Origin of the sequence: Klenkia marina (assembly GCF_900101025.1) — a bacterium.
In the GTDB taxonomy this organism is placed as follows: Bacteria; Actinomycetota; Actinomycetes; order Mycobacteriales; family Geodermatophilaceae; genus Klenkia; species Klenkia marina.
Genome location: NZ_FMUH01000008.1, coordinates 63,846 through 78,459 on the forward strand (window position 1 = coordinate 63,846; position 14,614 = coordinate 78,459).

Sequence of the window (14,614 nt, forward strand, 5' to 3'; positions counted from 1 at the left end):
CGTTCGTCCCCGAGGCCGAACAGGGAAGGGCCGGTTCGTCGGGACGGACGAACCGGTACCCGCACGGCGACGGCACGATCCGGGCATGGCACGCCCGCTGCAGCTCGCCGACCTGGCCGCGTTCGCCCTGCCCGCGGAGCCGGCGATCTCCCCCGACGGCCGCACCGTCGTCTACGTGCTGCGCACCACCGACGCGGCCGCCGACGTCGACCGGCGCTGCCTCTGGGTCGTGCGGGCCGACGGCGAGGGCTGGACGACGCCCCGGCCGCTCACCCACGGCCCGGCCGACACCGCGCCCGCCTTCTCCCCCGACGGCGCGGTGCTCGCGTTCCTGCGCGGCGGCGACGACGGCCCGGCCCAGCTGCACCTGCTGCCGATGGCCGGCGGCGAGCCCGAGCGGGTGACCGACCTGCCCCTCGGCGCCGGCGCCCCGGTGTGGCGCCCGGACGGCGGGGCGCTCGCCTTCACCGCCCCCGTGCACCCGGCCGGCACCCCCGACGAGCACGCCCCGCTGGTGGCCACCCGCCTGGGCTGGAAGGCCGACGGCACGGGTCACCTCGGCGAGGTGCGCACCCAGCTGCACGTGCTCGACCGGGTCACCGGTGCGGTCCGGCAGGTGACCTCGGACGACCGGCACGTCGGTGCCCCCGCGTGGTCCCCGGACGGCGGGCGGCTGGCGTTCGCTGCCCCCGCCGGGCCCGACCCCGACCTGACCGGCCGCTCCGCCGTGCACGTCGTGGCCGCCACGGGCGGCGAGCCGGAGCCGGTGGGACCCACCGAGGGCGTGGCCGGCCCGGTCGTCTGGGCCCCGGACGACGTCCTGCTGGTGAGCGGGCAGCAGCGCGTCGAGGTCGGTCACACCCAGCTGCTGCGGGTACCGCTGCACGGCGGCGTCACCGACCTGGCCGCGCCCCTCGACCGTACCGTCATGCCCGGTGGCCCCGGGTACCCCGGCGGGCCGGCGCAGCTGACCCCCGACGGCCGCCGGGTGGCGTTCTGCGTCCGCGACCACGGCTGCACCCACGTCGTGGTGGCCCCGCTCGACGGCACCGGCGCGCCGGAGCGGCTGGTCGGCGGGGACGACGTCGTGGTGTCCGGCCTCGCGGTCGCCACCGGGGCCGACGTCGCCGCGGTGGTGCTGGCCGACCCCGGCACCTTCGGCGAGGTCGCCGTCGTCCCGCTGTCCGGGGGTGCACCCGTGCGGCTGACCCGGCACACCGCGCAGGCCCTCCCCGACGTCGCCCTGGTGCGCCCCGAGCCGCGCAGGTTCACCGTGTCCGACGGCCGCACCGTGCACGGCTGGCTGCTGCGCGACCCCGCGGTCACCGGCCCCGGGCCGCTGCTGGTCGACGTGCACGGCGGGCCGCACAACGCCTGGACCCCGGCCGCCGACGCGATCCACCCCTACCACCAGGTGCTCGTCGGCCGGGGCTGGTCGGTGCTGCTGCTCGACATCCGCGGCAGCGACGGCTACGGCCTGGAGCACTACACCGCCGCGGTGGGCCGGTGGGGTCTCGCCGACGAGCGCGACGTGCTGGAGCCGCTGGACGCCCTGGTCGCCGAGGGCGTCGCCGACCCCGACCGGCTGGCGCTCACCGGCTACTCCTACGGCGGCTTCATGACCTGCTGGCTGACCGGCCGCACCGACCGGTTCGCCGCGGCCGTGGCCGGCGGCGTGGTCGCCGACCTCACCGGCATGTGGGGCACCTCCGACGTCGGCCCGCTGCTCGGCGGCCTGGAGTGGCCCGACCCGGTGACCGAGCGGGACGCGCTGGCCGAGGTGAACCCGTGGACCCGGGTCGGCGCGGTCGCCACCCCCACGCTGGTGGTGCACGGCGCCGCCGACGAGCGCTGCCCGGCCGGGCAGGCCGAGCTGTGGTTCACCGCGCTGCGCAACCGCCGCGTGCCCACCGAGCTGGTCCTCTACCCGGGGGCCTCCCACCTGTTCGTCGTCGACGGACGGCCCAGCCACCGGGCCGACCTCAGCCGGCGGATCATCGACTGGACGGAGCAGCACGTGACCACTCCCCCGCTCTCGGCGGACCACTGGCAGCAGCGGCTCGACGAGCTCGCCGCGACCCACCAGGTGCCCGGCGCGACCCTGGCGATCCTGCGGCTGGGCCGTGACGGCGCCGACGACGAGCTGGTCGAGGCCGCCACCGGCGTGCTCAACACCGCCACCGGGGTCGAGGTCACCACCGACTCGGTGTTCCAGATCGGCTCGATCTCCAAGGTGTGGACGGCGACCCTGGTCATGCAGCTGGTCGAGGAGGGGAAGCTGGACCTGGACGCGCCGCTGGTCGAGGTGCTGCCCGACCTGGCGCTGGGCGACCCCGACGTCACGAAGCGGGTGACGATGCGGCACCTGCTCACCCACACCAGCGGCATCGACGGCGACGTGTTCACCGACACCGGCCGCGGCGACGACGTCCTGGAGAAGTACGTCGCGGCGCTGTCCGACGTGGCCCAGAACCACCCGCTGGGCGCGACCTTCTCCTACTGCAACTCCGGGTTCAGCCTGGCCGGCCGGGTGGTCGAGGTGCTCACCGGGAAGACCTGGGACGCCGTGCTGCGCGAGCGGATCGTGGAGCCGCTGGGCCTGACCCGCACCTCGACGCTGCCCGAGGAGGCGATCCTGCACCGGGCCGCGGTCGGCCACGTGAGCGAAGGCCCCGACCAGCCGTTCGAGCCGGTGAGCACCTTCCTGCTGCCCCGCTCGGCCGGGCCCGCGGGGCTGATCAACGCCTCGGCCCGCGACGTCACCGCCTTCGCCCGGGCGCACATGACCGGCGGTGCCCCGCTGCTCCCGGCTGGCGCCGCCGCGCAGATGCAGGCCGAGCAGACCCGGCTGCCCGACGCCCACACCCTGGGCGCGGACTCCTGGGGCCTGGGCTGGATCCGCTTCGGCTGGGACGAACAACGGCTGTACGGCCACGACGGCACCACCTTCGGGCAGAACGCCTACCTGCGGGTGCTGCCCGACGCCGGGCTGGTCGTCGTGCTGCTGACCAACGGCGGGCACACCGCCGACCTGTTCCGCGCCCTGGTCGGCGAGGTCGTCTCCGACCTCGCCGGGGTGACGATGGCCGAGCAGATCCAGCCCCCGGCCCAGGCCCCCGATCTCGACCTGTCCCGGTGGACCGGCACCTACGAGCGCAGCTCGATGCGCACCGAGGTCAGCGAGCGCGACGGCGGCCTGGTGCTGCGCATGGTGCCCACCGGCCCCCTGGCCGACGCCCCCGGCCACGCCCCCGAGGAGCTCACCCTGCACGCGGTCGCCGACGGCCTGTTCTGCGCACAGCCGCCGGGGCAGGAGAGCTGGATGGCGGTGACCTTCTACGCACTGCCCGACGGCAGCGAGTACGTGCACTACGGGGTGCGCGCCAACCCCAAGGTCAGCTGATGCCCGACGCCGTGCACGACATGGTCCTGGTGGGCGGGCGGGTGGTCGACCCGGAGACGGGGCTCGACGCCGTGCGGGCGGTCGGGATCACCGACGGCACGATCACCGCGGTCGCCGAGGAGGCGCCGCCCGGTCGCGCCGTCTGGGACGTCTCGGGCCAGGTGGTCACGGCCGGGTTCGTCGACCTGCACAGCCACGCCCAGTCGCTCACCGGCCTGCGGCTGCAGGCGCTGGACGGCGTCACCACCGCGCTGGAGCTGGAGGCAGGGGCGCTGCCGGTGGCCGCGGCGTGCGCCCGCGCCGAGGCCGAGGGCCGGCCGGTCAACGTCGGGTTCTCCGCGGCCTGGACCGATGCCCGCATGCACGTGCTCGACGGCGTGCCGCTGCCCGGGGACGGCGACCTGAGCCTCGACCTGTTCGGGCAGTTCCAGAACGGGCCCCGGTGGCGCGGGCCGGCCACCGACGCCGAGGTCGACCGCATCCTGGGCCTGCTCGACGACGCCCTCGACGAGGGTGCGCTGGGCATCGGCTGCCTGGTGGGCTATGCGCCCGACAGCGGGCGGGCCGAGTACTTCCGCCTCGCCGGGCTCGCCGCCCGCCGCGGGGTGCCCACGTTCACCCACACCCGCTACATCTCCACCGACGAGCCCGGCACCTCGCTGGAGGGCGCGCTGGAGGTCATCGCCGCGGCCGCCGGCACCGGGGCGCACATGCACATGTGCCACGTGAACTCGACGTCGAACCGCATGGTCGACGAGGTGGCCGGCGCGGTCGAGACCGCCCGCCGCGAGGGCGTGCGGGTGAGCACCGAGGCCTACCCCTACGGCGCGGGCGCCACGGTGGTGGGCGCAGCGTTCCTGGCCCCCGAGGCGCTGCCCCGCATGCGGTTGACGCCGTCGTCGATCACCTGGCTGGCCAGCGGCGAGCGCATCGCCGACGCCGCGGAGCTCACCCACCTGCGGGCCACCGACCCCGGCGGGCTCGTGGTGGTGCACATGCTCGACGAGGACGACCTGGCCGACCTCGCCGTCCTCGAGCGGTCGTTCCTGCTGCCCGACACGGCCGTCGCCACCGACGCCATGCCGCTGGTCGGCCCGGGCGGGGCCGCCGTCCCCGACGTCTGGCCGCCGCCGGCCGACGCCACCACCCACCCCCGGACGGCCGGCTCGTACGGGCGCACCCTGCGCTGGCTGGTGCGCGAGCGCGGCCTGCTCACCCTCACCGAGGCGCTGCGCCGCTCGTCGCTGCTGCCCGCGCAGCTGCTGGAGCAGGCGGTACCGGCCATGCGCCGCAAGGGCCGGGTGCAGGTGGGCGCGGACGCCGACCTCGTGGTGTTCGACCCGGACACCGTCACCGACCGGGCCAGCTACACCGCGCTGGCACCCACCAGCGGCTTCCGGCACGTGCTGGTCGCCGGCACCCCGGTGGTCCGCGACGGCTCGGTGGTCGAGGGCGCGCTGCCCGGGAGGGTCATCCGCCGAGGCGACGGCTGACCGCACAGCGGTTGCGGGGTTCTCGCCCCCTCACCTCACCGCGGGGGGCGACAACCCCGCAACCGGTCGTCGGACCGGGCGCGCTGATGTCGGACCGGGCGAACGGTCGTCAGACCGGGCGGGCCATCGCGGCGCGGCGGCCGTAGCGGTCCAGGCCGAGCTCGACCTCGTGGGCCAGCAGCGCAGCCAGGCCCGGGGTCGGCTCGGCCACCTCGACGAACCCGTGCCGGGCGTAGAAGGGCCCGTTCCACGGCACGTCGGCGTAGGTGCACAGCGTCACCCGGTCGGCGCCGGCCTCGCGGGCCGCGTCGACGGTCGCGGCCAGCAGCGCGGCGCCGATGCCCTGCCGGCCGTGCGCCGGGTCGACCGAGAGCTGCTCGACGTGCACCGCGCCGTCGACCTGGTCGAGCACGGCGAACCCGCGAGGCGGCCGGCCCTCGACCAGCACCCGCCAGGCCGCAGCCCGCTGCTGGGGCGTGGCCGGGGGCGGGAAGTCGGTCATCCCCAGCGGCACGAAGAGCTGGTCGGCCGCGCGCTCGACGGCGGCCAGCAGCGGCAGGTCGTCGTCCTCGGCGCGGCGGACCCTCACAGCTCGGTGACCTCGTAGGTGTGGCCGGCCGCCCGCAGGCGGTCGACCAGCACGGCGCCGAACGCGGTCGCCGGGGTGAGCGAGCCGGCCCGGTCGGGCAGGTCGTCCAGCGCCAGCGACAACCCGGCCTCGCCGAGCATCACCGCGGTGGCGGCGTAGCCGGGGTCGCCCTTCCCGGCGGCGACCGAGCGGTAGCGGCGGCCGGACTCCGTCGTCCCCGTGGTGACCATGCGGAAGAAGCCGCGCGCGCGGGTGGCTTCGTCGGGGCCCTCGCCGGGGGCGGGCAGCACCTTGTCCAGCAGCGCGGCGGTGGGGCCGAAGGACATGCCGGCCAGCACCGCGCCCAGCCCGCCGGTGACGACGCCGGCGGTGACCGCCCCGGGGATGCCGCCGCCGGTGGCCATCACCTCGCCGTAGGAGAACCCGCGGCCGTAGGCGAAGTCGGCCAGGGCGTTGCTCCGGCGCACGACCCGGGTGTTGAACGGCGCCATGACGAAGGGCGCGGCCCAGCGGCCGTCGGCGGTGCGGGTCGGGGGGGTGGCGTCACGGGGCTGGCGGGTGGCCGGCTCGGCCGCCCGGTCGGGGCTGAGCGCGTAGGGGTGCCCGGCGACCCGGCGCAGCTCGGGATGCTCCTTGATCGCCGCCACCTGGGCGCGCATCGAGTCGATGGTGCCGCCGGAGAACCCGCCCTTGGCGGTGGCGACGGTCTGCACCTCCGTCAGCCCGCCGGCCCCGTCAGCGGCGGCCCGGCGGGCGAGCTCGGCGACGGCGAGGTCGGAGGGGATCGAGTCGTAGCCGCAGGCGTGCACGATCTTCGCGCCGGACTCGCGGGCCACGGTGTCCACGGCGTCGATCGCGTCGCGGACGAAGAGCACCTCGCCGGTGAGGTCGGCGTAGTGCGTGCCCGCCCGGGCACAGGCCTGCACCAGCGGCATCCCGTACTTCGCGTAGGGACCCACGGTCGTGATCACCGCCCGCGTGCTCGCGGCGAGCTCGGCGAGCGCGTCCTCGTCGGCGGAATCCGCCACCAGCACCGGCCAGCTGCGGGCGGCCCCCGGCAGGTCGGCGCGCACCAGCTCGACCTTCGCCCGGGTGCGGCCGGCCAGGGCGATGCGGGTGCCCTCGGGGGCGTGCTCGGCGAGGTACCCGGCCACCAGCTTGCCGACGAAGCCACTGGCACCGAACAGGACGAGATCGTGCGCGCGCTCGCTCATGGACCCATCCTGACCGACCGGTAGCCTCGCCGCGTGACCGGGAACCCCGAGCCGGGCCGGCTCTACAGCGACCTCTTCCAGGACGCGTCGCACTTCGAGGAGCGGTTCGTCGACGACCTCAACCGGCTCGCCGCCATGAGCGCGGCGCTGAAGACCCTCGGCCTGCGGGTGGTGCTCACCAGCGGCTCCTTCGACATGATCCACGAGGGCCACAGCCGCTACCTCGAGCACGCCCGGTCGCTCGGCGGGTTCCTCATCGTCGGCGTCGACAGCGACGAGAAGGTGCGCCGGCGCAAGGGGCCCAGCCGCCCCGCCGTCCCCGAGATGGAGCGGCTGCGCATGGTCACCCACCAGCGCGGGGTGGGCATCGTGACCCTCAAGCACGTCGAGCACGAGCAGTGGGCGCTGATCAAGGCGGTCCGCCCCAGCGTGCTGGTGGCCACGGCCGAGACCTACACCGACGACGAGGTCGCGCGGCTGGAGGCCGAGTACTGCGACCGCGTGGTGGTGCTCGACCGCATGTCCACCGTCAGCACCTCGGCCCGGCTGCGGCTGATCCACCTGGCCGACGCCGCCTCGAACGAGTCGTGACCCAGCTCCTGCTGCACGCGCCGGTCTACCACGCCGGGCACCGCCGGCTGCTCGCCGAGCACCCCGACGTCGACCGCGTGCTGCTGCTCGGCGAGGGGTTCGCCGAGCGCTTCCCGGCGATGCGCAAGGAGATCCGCGGGCTGGACGCCGCCACCGTCGGCCGCATCCTGGCGCTGGAGCACGGGGTCGACGTCCGGGTGGTGCAGCCGGGCGACCTGCCGGCCGCGCTCGACCCCGTCGTCCTGGCCCCCGACGAGTCGGTGACCCGCGCACTCGCCGACGACCACCCGGGCATCGAGTGGCGCCTCGTGCCGGTCTTCCTGCGCTGGGACCGGCAGTGGGCGACCGAGGAGCGCCCCGCCGGGGCCACCGCAGGGACGACGACCGACCCGGTGCACGTCGAGCTCATGCGGCAGACCATGGCCGCCGGTGACCGCTCGTCGGACTGGTGGCGGCAGGTGGGCGCGCTGGCTGCCCGCGACGGGCAGGTGCTGGCCACCGCGCACAACCGGCACCAGCCCACCGAGCACGCGCCCTACGTCGACGGCGACCCCCGCAACGAGTTCTCCCGCGGCCTGCGCGCCGACCTGTCGACGGCGATCCACGCGGAGGCCTCGCTGGTGGGCCAGGCCGCGGCCGGCGCCTTCGACACCGCGGGCGCCGACGTCTACGTCTCGGCGTTCCCCTGCCCGGCGTGCGCCTACCTGGTCGCCGAGGCGCGGTTCGGCCGCTGCTTCTTCCGCGGCTCGTACTCGCTGCTGGACGCCGAGCAGATCCTGGCCGGCGCCGGGGTGGAGCTGGTCTGGGTCGATCTGGGCGTCAGCGCGCCGAGCTGAACCGCATGCGCAGCGGCTGCTCGCCGTCGGGCACCAGCACGTGCAGGTGCACGTGCGCGATCGTGCCGCCCGTGCCCTCGCACGGCCCGTTGCGCATGCCCAGCCCGTAGGGCCCCGTGGAGCCGCCCCGCACGGTGCGGAGCACGTCCCACAGCTCCGCCCGGGCGACGTCGCCGAGGTCGAGGACGTCGGTGACGTGCGCGCGCGGCACCAGCAGCACGTGCTCGGCGGCGCCCCGGTACGGGAAGTCGTTGCCGACGGCGCGCCAGTGCTCCGTCTCCGCGACCAGGTCTCCCCCACCGACCTCGGAGCCGGCGTCGGCGCAGAACAGGCACACCCCGCGCGCCTCGAGGTCGGCCATGCGGGCGACCTGCTCGGGTGTGCGTGCGTTGGCCGGGCAGTACAGCGGGGCCCCGGGTTCGGCGGCGGTCTCGACGGCAGGCCCGGTCGTGGGCCCCGTCGTGGGCCCGGTCGTGGGCCCGGTCGTGGGCCCGGTCGTGGGCCCGGTCGTGGGCCCGGTCGTGGGCTCAGCCACGGGTGAGCGTCTGGAACGTGACGTCGGTGCCCGAGGCCGTGCCGAGGTCGGTGCTGTCGACCACGGTGAACCCGTCGAGCCACCCCTCGGGCATGCGGGTGTCGCCGCCGGGCTCCAGGTGCACCCGGGTCAGGTGCACCATGCCGACCTGCGGCAGGGCCCGCGCGTACAGCTGCGCGCCGCCCATGACGACCACCTCGGGGTGGTCGGCGTCCGGGGCCAGCCGGCCCGCCAGCGCGAGGGCGGCGTCGAGGTCGGGCACGACGGTGGCCGCGCCCGGCGTCCAGACCTCCGGCCCCCCGGGGGGCGTGCGGCGGCTGACCACCACGGTGTGCCGGCGCGGCAGCGGCTGCCCGAGCCGGGCGACCACCGACTCGTGGGTGAGCCGGCCGGCCACGACCACGTGGCCGGTGGTGAGCTCGCGGAAGCGGCGGAGGTCCTCGCTGATGTGCCAGGGCAGGCCGTTCGCGTCGCCGATGACCCCGTCGTCGGCCACCGCCACCACCAGCGACAAGGCGGTCACGAGGCGACCGGGATGCCGCGGATCGAGGGGTGCGGCTCGTAGTCGGCGAGCTCGAAGTGGGTGCCGCGGAAGTCGTGGATGTCGGTGACCCGGCGGCCCTCCTCGGTGAGGGTCAGCGTGGGCAGCCGGCGCGGCTCGCGGGCCAGCATCTCGTGCACGGCGTCGAGCTGGTCGACGTAGACGTGCGCGTCGCTCATCGTGTGGTGGAAGGTGCCCGGCCGGGTGCCGGTCAGCTGCGCGAGCATCAGCGTGAGCGCCGCGTACTGCACCATGTTCGCCGGCACGCCCACGGGGACGTCGGCCGAGCGCTGGAACATGTGCAGGTGCAGGGTGCCGTTCAGGACCCGCACGTGCACCCAGCCGTGGCACGGCGCGATCGTCGTCCCGGGGGTCTTGCCCTCGCCGCGCACCTGGTACTGCGGGATCCACGGCGACACGAAGTGGGTGCGCAGCTCGGGCAGCTCGCGCACCTGCTCGACCAGGTGGGTGAACTGGTCCATCGGCTCGCGGCCGGGCGGGGCCGGGAAGTCGTGGAACGCCCCGCCGTAGGAGCCCGGGCCGAGGTCGCCGTCGGGCAGGCCGCGCTTGCGGGTCTTCTCGGGCGTCGCCCAGGCGTCCCACCAGTCGCAGCCGAACGCGGCCAGCTCGTCGATCGTGGTGGCACCGTTGATGAAGGCGCACAGCTCGCCGACGGCCTTGGGCCAGAAGCTCTTGATCGACCGCTCGGTGATGATCGGGAACCCGTTGCGCAGCGGGTAGCGGGTGGTCTGCTGCATGAGCGTGAGCGCCTCGACGCCCTGGCGGGTCGCCGTCCGCTCGCCCTCGGCGAGGATCGCCCGCAGCACGTCGGCGTACTGGCTGTCCGGGGTGCGCTCGGCGAACGGCAGGTAGAGGTCCTCGGTCACCCGGACAGCGTCCCAGAACCGAGCTGGACGACCAGGACCGCGGTGTCGTCGAGCCGCTCGACCACCAGCTGCCGCAGGTCGTCGACGACCTGCTGCGGGGTGGCGTCGACCGGGAGCGCCGTCAGCCGGTCGACCAGCCGCTGCGTGCCCTCGTCGAGGTCGCGGACCGGGCCGCCGCCCGGGCCGGGCTGCTCGACCAGGCCGTCGGTGTAGAGCACCAGCTGGCTGCCGGCCGGGACGACGCGGGTGACCGTGGTGCGCGGCAGGGCGGGGTCGACCCCCAGCAGGACGTCGTGGTGGGCGTCGAGGACGTCGACGCCGCCGTCGGGCAGCCGCAGGAGGACGGGCGGGTGGCCGGCGTTGGCGTGCCGCACCGTCCACCCCGGTTGGGCCGCCGTGGGCCGCACCGCCTGCAGCACCACCGCGGTGACCAGCGTCGGCACGTGCAGCACCTGCATGAGGCGGTCGACCCCGGCCAGCACCTGGGCGGGGTCGGGCGCGGGCTCGGCCCAGCTCTGCGCCCGCACCAGGTCGCGCAGGGTGCCCATGGTCGCCGCGGCACCCACGTCGTGCCCGGCGACGTCGGCCACCACGATGCCCACGGCGTCGCCGGGCAGGTCCATCAGGTCGTAGAGGTCGCCGCCGACGGCCGCCCCGACCACCGCGCTGGTGTAGTGCGCGGCGGCGGTGACGTCGGGCAGGTCGGGCAACCCGGGCAGCAGGGCGCGTTGCAGGCTCTCGGCGAGGGTGGCCTCGCGGGTGTAGGTGCGGGCGTTGGCCAGCGCCTGCCCGGCCCGCCGTCCGAGGTCCTCGGCGACCTCGAGGTCACCGGCCGGGAACGCGTGCGGGGTGGCGCGCACCAGGACCATCGCCCCCCACGTGCTGTCCGCGGCGGCCAGCGGGACGGCGGCCAGCGCCCGCGTACCGAGCTGGGCGAACACGTCGTCGGGCAGCCCGCGGGCGTAGGACGCCAGGCCGTCGGGGTGGAGGTCGGACAGCGTGACCGTATTGCCCCCCTCGATGGCCTGGGCGGCCGGCGCGGTCACCGGCAGGGGCCGGCCCTCGTAGGCCCGGACGACCTGCTGCAGGGCTGCCTCGTGCCCGGCGGGTGCGTGGTGCCGGGTGGTCACCCGCACCACCGTGCCGGTCTCGTCGGTCTCGGCGACGAACAACCAGTCGGCCAGCTGGGGGACGCAGAGGTCGGCCAGGTGCCCGACCACGGTCTCGGGGTCCAGCGACGCCGACAGGGTGGTGGTGGCCGCCGCCATGAGCTGGAGCCGCCGGTGGGCCGACTGCAGCGAGATCCGGGCGGCCGTCTCGCGGGCCAGGGCGGCCTCGCTGGCCGCACGGGCGGCGTCGCGCTCGGCACCGGCCACGATCTCGGCCGTCACGTCGGTCTGCACCCCGACGAACCCGACCAGCTGCTCGCCGTCGAGCACGGGGTCGATGCTCAGCCGGTTCCAGAACGGCGTGCCGTCGGCCCGGTGGTTGAGCAGGGTGACCGTCACCGACTCCTCGGCGGCGATCGCGGCGCGGATGCGGGCCACCTCGCGCTGGTCGGTGTCCGGGCCCTGCAGGAAGCTGCAGTTGCGGCCCACCGCGTCGGCGAAGGCGTAGCCGGTGGTCTCGGTGAACGCCCGGTTGACCCACAGCAGGGGGTTCCCGCGCCGGCGCGGGTCGGAGATGGTGATGCTGATGCCCGTGGCGTCCAGGCCGCGGCGCTGCAGCACCTCGAGCCCCCGGGACACCGGCCCGTCCGCACCCTCCACGAGGCAGAACAGTAGGACAGCGCACCGACGGTCCTGGTCAGACGTAGTGCGCGGTGGTGAGCTCCAGGTAGTGGCCCACCGGGTCCAGCAGGTACACCCCGCGGCCGCCGTGCTCGGTGTTCGTCTGCCCGGGCTTGGTGCGCTGCGGGTCCGCCCAGTGGTCGCGGCCCTCGGCGCGGATCCGTTGCAGCGCCCGGTCCAGGTGGGCGTCGTCGACCAGGAACGCTTGGTGCTGGTTCTGGATCTCGGGGAACTCCTCCTGCGGCAGTGCGGCGAAATGCAGCAGCACACCGCCGTCCAGGGACAGGTTCACGAACGGCCCCCAGCTCGGGGCCGGGTCGGCCTCGAGCAGCTCGCGGTGGAACTCCGCCGAGGCGGCGGCGTCGCGGGCGGCGATGACCGTGTGGTCGAAGCGGGCGGTCATGCGGGACTCCTCGTGCGGTGGGGTGCACCGGGAGGAGCGCCGACACCGCGACGAGGAGCACGGTGCGCCCGCGGGCCAGCGGGGCGGTGTCGGGACTCCTTCCGGCTCGGCCCGTCGGGGGCGCACCCGGCACCGTAGCGACGCCCCCTCCCCTGCACCAGTCATCCCGCACCGGTTCCCCGCGCCGGTCCCCCGGCGCCCGCCTGACCGGTCCGGTCAGGCGTCCAGCAGTCGGCGCAACCAGGCCACGCGGGCGGCCCGGGCCGCTCGGGAGATGGCCGCGTCGGGCACGAAGAGGTCGAAGCCGTGGCAGCCCCCGGGCCACACGTGCAGCTCGGCCACCCCGCCGGCGGCCCAGATGCGGGAGGCGTAGGCGACGTCCTCGTCGCGGAAGGTCTCGGTCGACGCGACGTCGACGAACGCCGGGGGCAGGCCGGACAGGTCGGCGGCCCGGGCCGGGGCCGCGTACGGGGACACGTCGGGGCCGCCGGCGGCGTCGCCGAGCAGCGCCGACCACCCGGTCCGGTTCGACGTGCGATCCCAGACGCCCACCCCGGCCATCTGCCGAGCCGAGCCGGAGTCGTTGCGGTCGTCGAGCATGGGGTAGATCAGCAGCTGGCCGGCCAGGGCCACCTCGCCGCGGTCGCGGGCCATGAGGGCGAGCGCCGCCGCGAGCCCACCGCCGGCGCTCGCCCCGGCGACCACGATGCGGGCGGGGTCGACGCCCAGCTCGGCGGCGTTGCGGTGTGTCCAGGCCAGCGCGGCGTAGCAGTCCTCGACCGGACCCGGGTGCGGTGTCTCCGGCGCCAGCCGGTACTCCACGGACACGACGACCAGACCCAGCTCTGCGGCCCAGCCGGCCACCTCCAGCAGGCCCGAGCGGGCATCCCCGATGACCATGCCCCCGCCGTGGGTGTGCAGCACCGCGGGGACGGCGGACGTCGCCCCCCTCGGGCGCAGCACCACGACCTCGACGTCCGGGTCGCCCGCCGGCCCGGGCACCGTGCGGGTGGAGACCTCCAGGACGCCGCCCTGGGACAGCTCCTCGTCCGAGGGCGGCGGGAGCGCCGGGTTGGGCCGGCGCAGCAGCGGGATCATCTCCGGCAGCAGCGACGGGGTCAGCACCTCCGAGAGCGCCTCGAGCGCGGCGGCGACCTCCGGGTCGAAGGGCGGGCGGGGTGCGGACGTCGTCGTCATGGGTTCTCCTCGGACCAGGACGGCCCCCAGTGACCGCCGTCACCATCCTGCCCGTCGGTGGGGGCGCTCCCCTGCGCCACCCTGCGGCGACCACCCGCCGGGTGGTCGTGTCCGCGCAGGTGCAGCACCCCACCCGCCAGCGCGCCCAGGACGACGGCCCCGCCGTGCACGTCCCCGCCGACCAGCAGGACGACGCCGGCCAGCAGACCGACCGCGCCCGCCAGCCGCGCCAGCCCACCGCCGCGCAGCAGCGCGAGGACGGCCAGGGCCCCGGTGAGCTCGAAGGTGCCCACCGAGTTGCCCGCGCCGGTCGGCTGCACGGACAACCCCGAGAACTGGGCGCCGACCCCACCCACCAGCCAGACCGCCCACCAGCGGGCCGGGCCGAGCACCCGCTCCGCGACCAGACCGACGTAGACCAGCGCCGCCAGGTTGTACACCAGGCCGGGCCAGCCGCCGTCCTGCACCAGCAGCGAGGTGACCAGGCGCCACACCTGGCCGTCGACGAGCTCACCGGGGCGGCGGCCGAGCACGTCGAGCAGGCCGGGGGCGACGGTCAGCTGCAGCACCGAGGGCAGCGCCACCAGGGCCGCTGCGGCGACCACCGCCCACGGTCGGCGCGTCGGGGCCAGCGGCGTCGGCGACCCGGGCACCCGGGTGGACAGCCAGGCGGCCACGAGGAGGACGACGTACAGCACCGGCGCCAGCACCTGCATGCGCAGGACGGTGGCGGACCGACCTGTGGGTCCGCTGGACGCGCACGTGCCAGTGCCCCGGCCCTCGCGAGGAGGACCGGGGCACCGGTGCGATCAGGTCAGGTGTCGAGTCTCAGTCGACCGTCACTCGGAGTCTCACCAGCCGACGGAGTCCTCAGAGGTTCAACCCGTGAGCCTGCGCGAGGGTGTTCGCAACGTCGGTCATGCCGATGCTTCGTAGGTGTGGGATGAGGGCTGTCATCGGGGGCTGATTACTGCGGTACGGGCTTTCGCAGGCCCCGACGTAGAGACCGCCACCGGAGCCCGGGTACAGCCCGCCGCCCGGTCCCGGGTAGAGCCCACCCCCGGGGCCCGGGTACAGCCCGCCGCCCGGTCCCGGGTAGACCCCGCCCCCGGGGCCCGGGTACAGCCCGCCGCCC

General features: G+C 75.8%; 13 protein-coding genes. 4 read left to right on the forward strand and 9 right to left on the reverse strand.

Translation table 11 applies throughout. From position 1 onward, the window contains the following. The first annotated feature begins 85 nt into the window (after window positions 1-85). Together BLP29_RS19370 and BLP29_RS19375 are read left to right on the forward strand one after the other, a co-directional pair. A complete protein-coding gene (locus tag BLP29_RS19370; RefSeq protein ID WP_092807656.1) occupies window positions 86-3,403 on the forward strand; it encodes a serine hydrolase in 3,318 nt (1,105 codons plus the stop codon). Then, window positions 3,403-4,896: an amidohydrolase family protein gene (locus BLP29_RS19375; RefSeq protein WP_207798612.1), complete on the forward strand. Its 1,494-nt coding sequence runs from the start codon at window positions 3,403-3,405 to the stop codon at window positions 4,894-4,896. The genes BLP29_RS19370 and BLP29_RS19375 overlap by 1 nt, the downstream gene beginning before the upstream one ends. A 109-nt stretch (window positions 4,897-5,005) precedes the next feature. Here the strand turns inward: BLP29_RS19375 and BLP29_RS19380 are convergent, their stop codons facing one another. Together BLP29_RS19380 and BLP29_RS19385 are read right to left on the reverse strand one after the other, a co-directional pair. After that, window positions 5,006-5,485, reverse strand: coding sequence for a GNAT family N-acetyltransferase (locus tag BLP29_RS19380; protein WP_092807658.1), 480 nt, complete (start codon window positions 5,483-5,485; stop codon window positions 5,006-5,008). Beyond that, entirely contained in the window at window positions 5,482-6,699 is a 1,218-nt protein-coding gene (locus BLP29_RS19385) for a saccharopine dehydrogenase family protein (protein WP_092807660.1), read from the reverse strand. The genes BLP29_RS19380 and BLP29_RS19385 overlap by 4 nt, the downstream gene beginning before the upstream one ends. 33 nt (window positions 6,700-6,732) lie before the next feature. Between BLP29_RS19385 and BLP29_RS19390 the strand changes: the two genes are divergently transcribed. Beyond that, window positions 6,733-7,290, forward strand: a complete 558-nt coding sequence (locus BLP29_RS19390; RefSeq protein ID WP_092807662.1) for an adenylyltransferase/cytidyltransferase family protein — start codon at window positions 6,733-6,735, stop codon at window positions 7,288-7,290. After that, complete coding sequence (locus BLP29_RS19395) at window positions 7,287-8,126, forward strand: deoxycytidylate deaminase (RefSeq protein WP_092807664.1); 840 nt, start codon at window positions 7,287-7,289, stop codon at window positions 8,124-8,126. The genes BLP29_RS19390 and BLP29_RS19395 overlap by 4 nt, the downstream gene beginning before the upstream one ends. On the opposite strand, the gene BLP29_RS19400 is transcribed toward BLP29_RS19395, so the two are convergent. The 7 genes from BLP29_RS19400 to BLP29_RS19430 all read right to left on the reverse strand — a co-directional run bounded on the left by BLP29_RS19400 (window position 8,110) and on the right by BLP29_RS19430 (window position 14,195). Continuing rightward, complete coding sequence (locus tag BLP29_RS19400) at window positions 8,110-8,661, reverse strand: HIT family protein (protein WP_092807666.1); 552 nt, start codon at window positions 8,659-8,661, stop codon at window positions 8,110-8,112. The two genes, BLP29_RS19395 and BLP29_RS19400, sit on opposite strands and share 17 nt — an antisense overlap. Continuing rightward, a complete protein-coding gene (locus BLP29_RS19405) occupies window positions 8,654-9,184 on the reverse strand; it encodes a dihydrofolate reductase (RefSeq protein ID WP_207798613.1) in 531 nt (176 codons plus the stop codon). Before BLP29_RS19405 ends, BLP29_RS19400 begins: the two co-directional genes overlap by 8 nt. Next, entirely contained in the window at window positions 9,181-10,089 is a 909-nt protein-coding gene (gene thyA / locus BLP29_RS19410; RefSeq protein WP_207798614.1) for a thymidylate synthase, read from the reverse strand. Before thyA ends, BLP29_RS19405 begins: the two co-directional genes overlap by 4 nt. After that, complete coding sequence (locus BLP29_RS19415; RefSeq protein ID WP_165839459.1) at window positions 10,086-11,858, reverse strand: PP2C family protein-serine/threonine phosphatase; 1,773 nt, start codon at window positions 11,856-11,858, stop codon at window positions 10,086-10,088. The genes thyA and BLP29_RS19415 overlap by 4 nt, the downstream gene beginning before the upstream one ends. Before the next feature lie 37 nt (window positions 11,859-11,895). Continuing rightward, the gene (locus BLP29_RS19420; RefSeq protein ID WP_092807670.1) at window positions 11,896-12,282 is read right to left on the reverse strand and encodes a VOC family protein; all 387 of its coding nucleotides are present in this window, start codon (window positions 12,280-12,282) and stop codon (window positions 11,896-11,898) included. A 216-nt stretch (window positions 12,283-12,498) separates the two neighbouring features. After that, complete coding sequence (locus tag BLP29_RS19425; RefSeq protein WP_092807672.1) at window positions 12,499-13,479, reverse strand: alpha/beta hydrolase; 981 nt, start codon at window positions 13,477-13,479, stop codon at window positions 12,499-12,501. Further along, on the reverse strand, window positions 13,476-14,195 hold the full coding sequence (locus BLP29_RS19430; RefSeq protein WP_092807674.1) for a rhomboid family intramembrane serine protease: 720 nt from the start codon (window positions 14,193-14,195) through the stop codon (window positions 13,476-13,478). Before BLP29_RS19430 ends, BLP29_RS19425 begins: the two co-directional genes overlap by 4 nt. Window positions 14,196-14,614 lie beyond the last annotated feature (419 nt).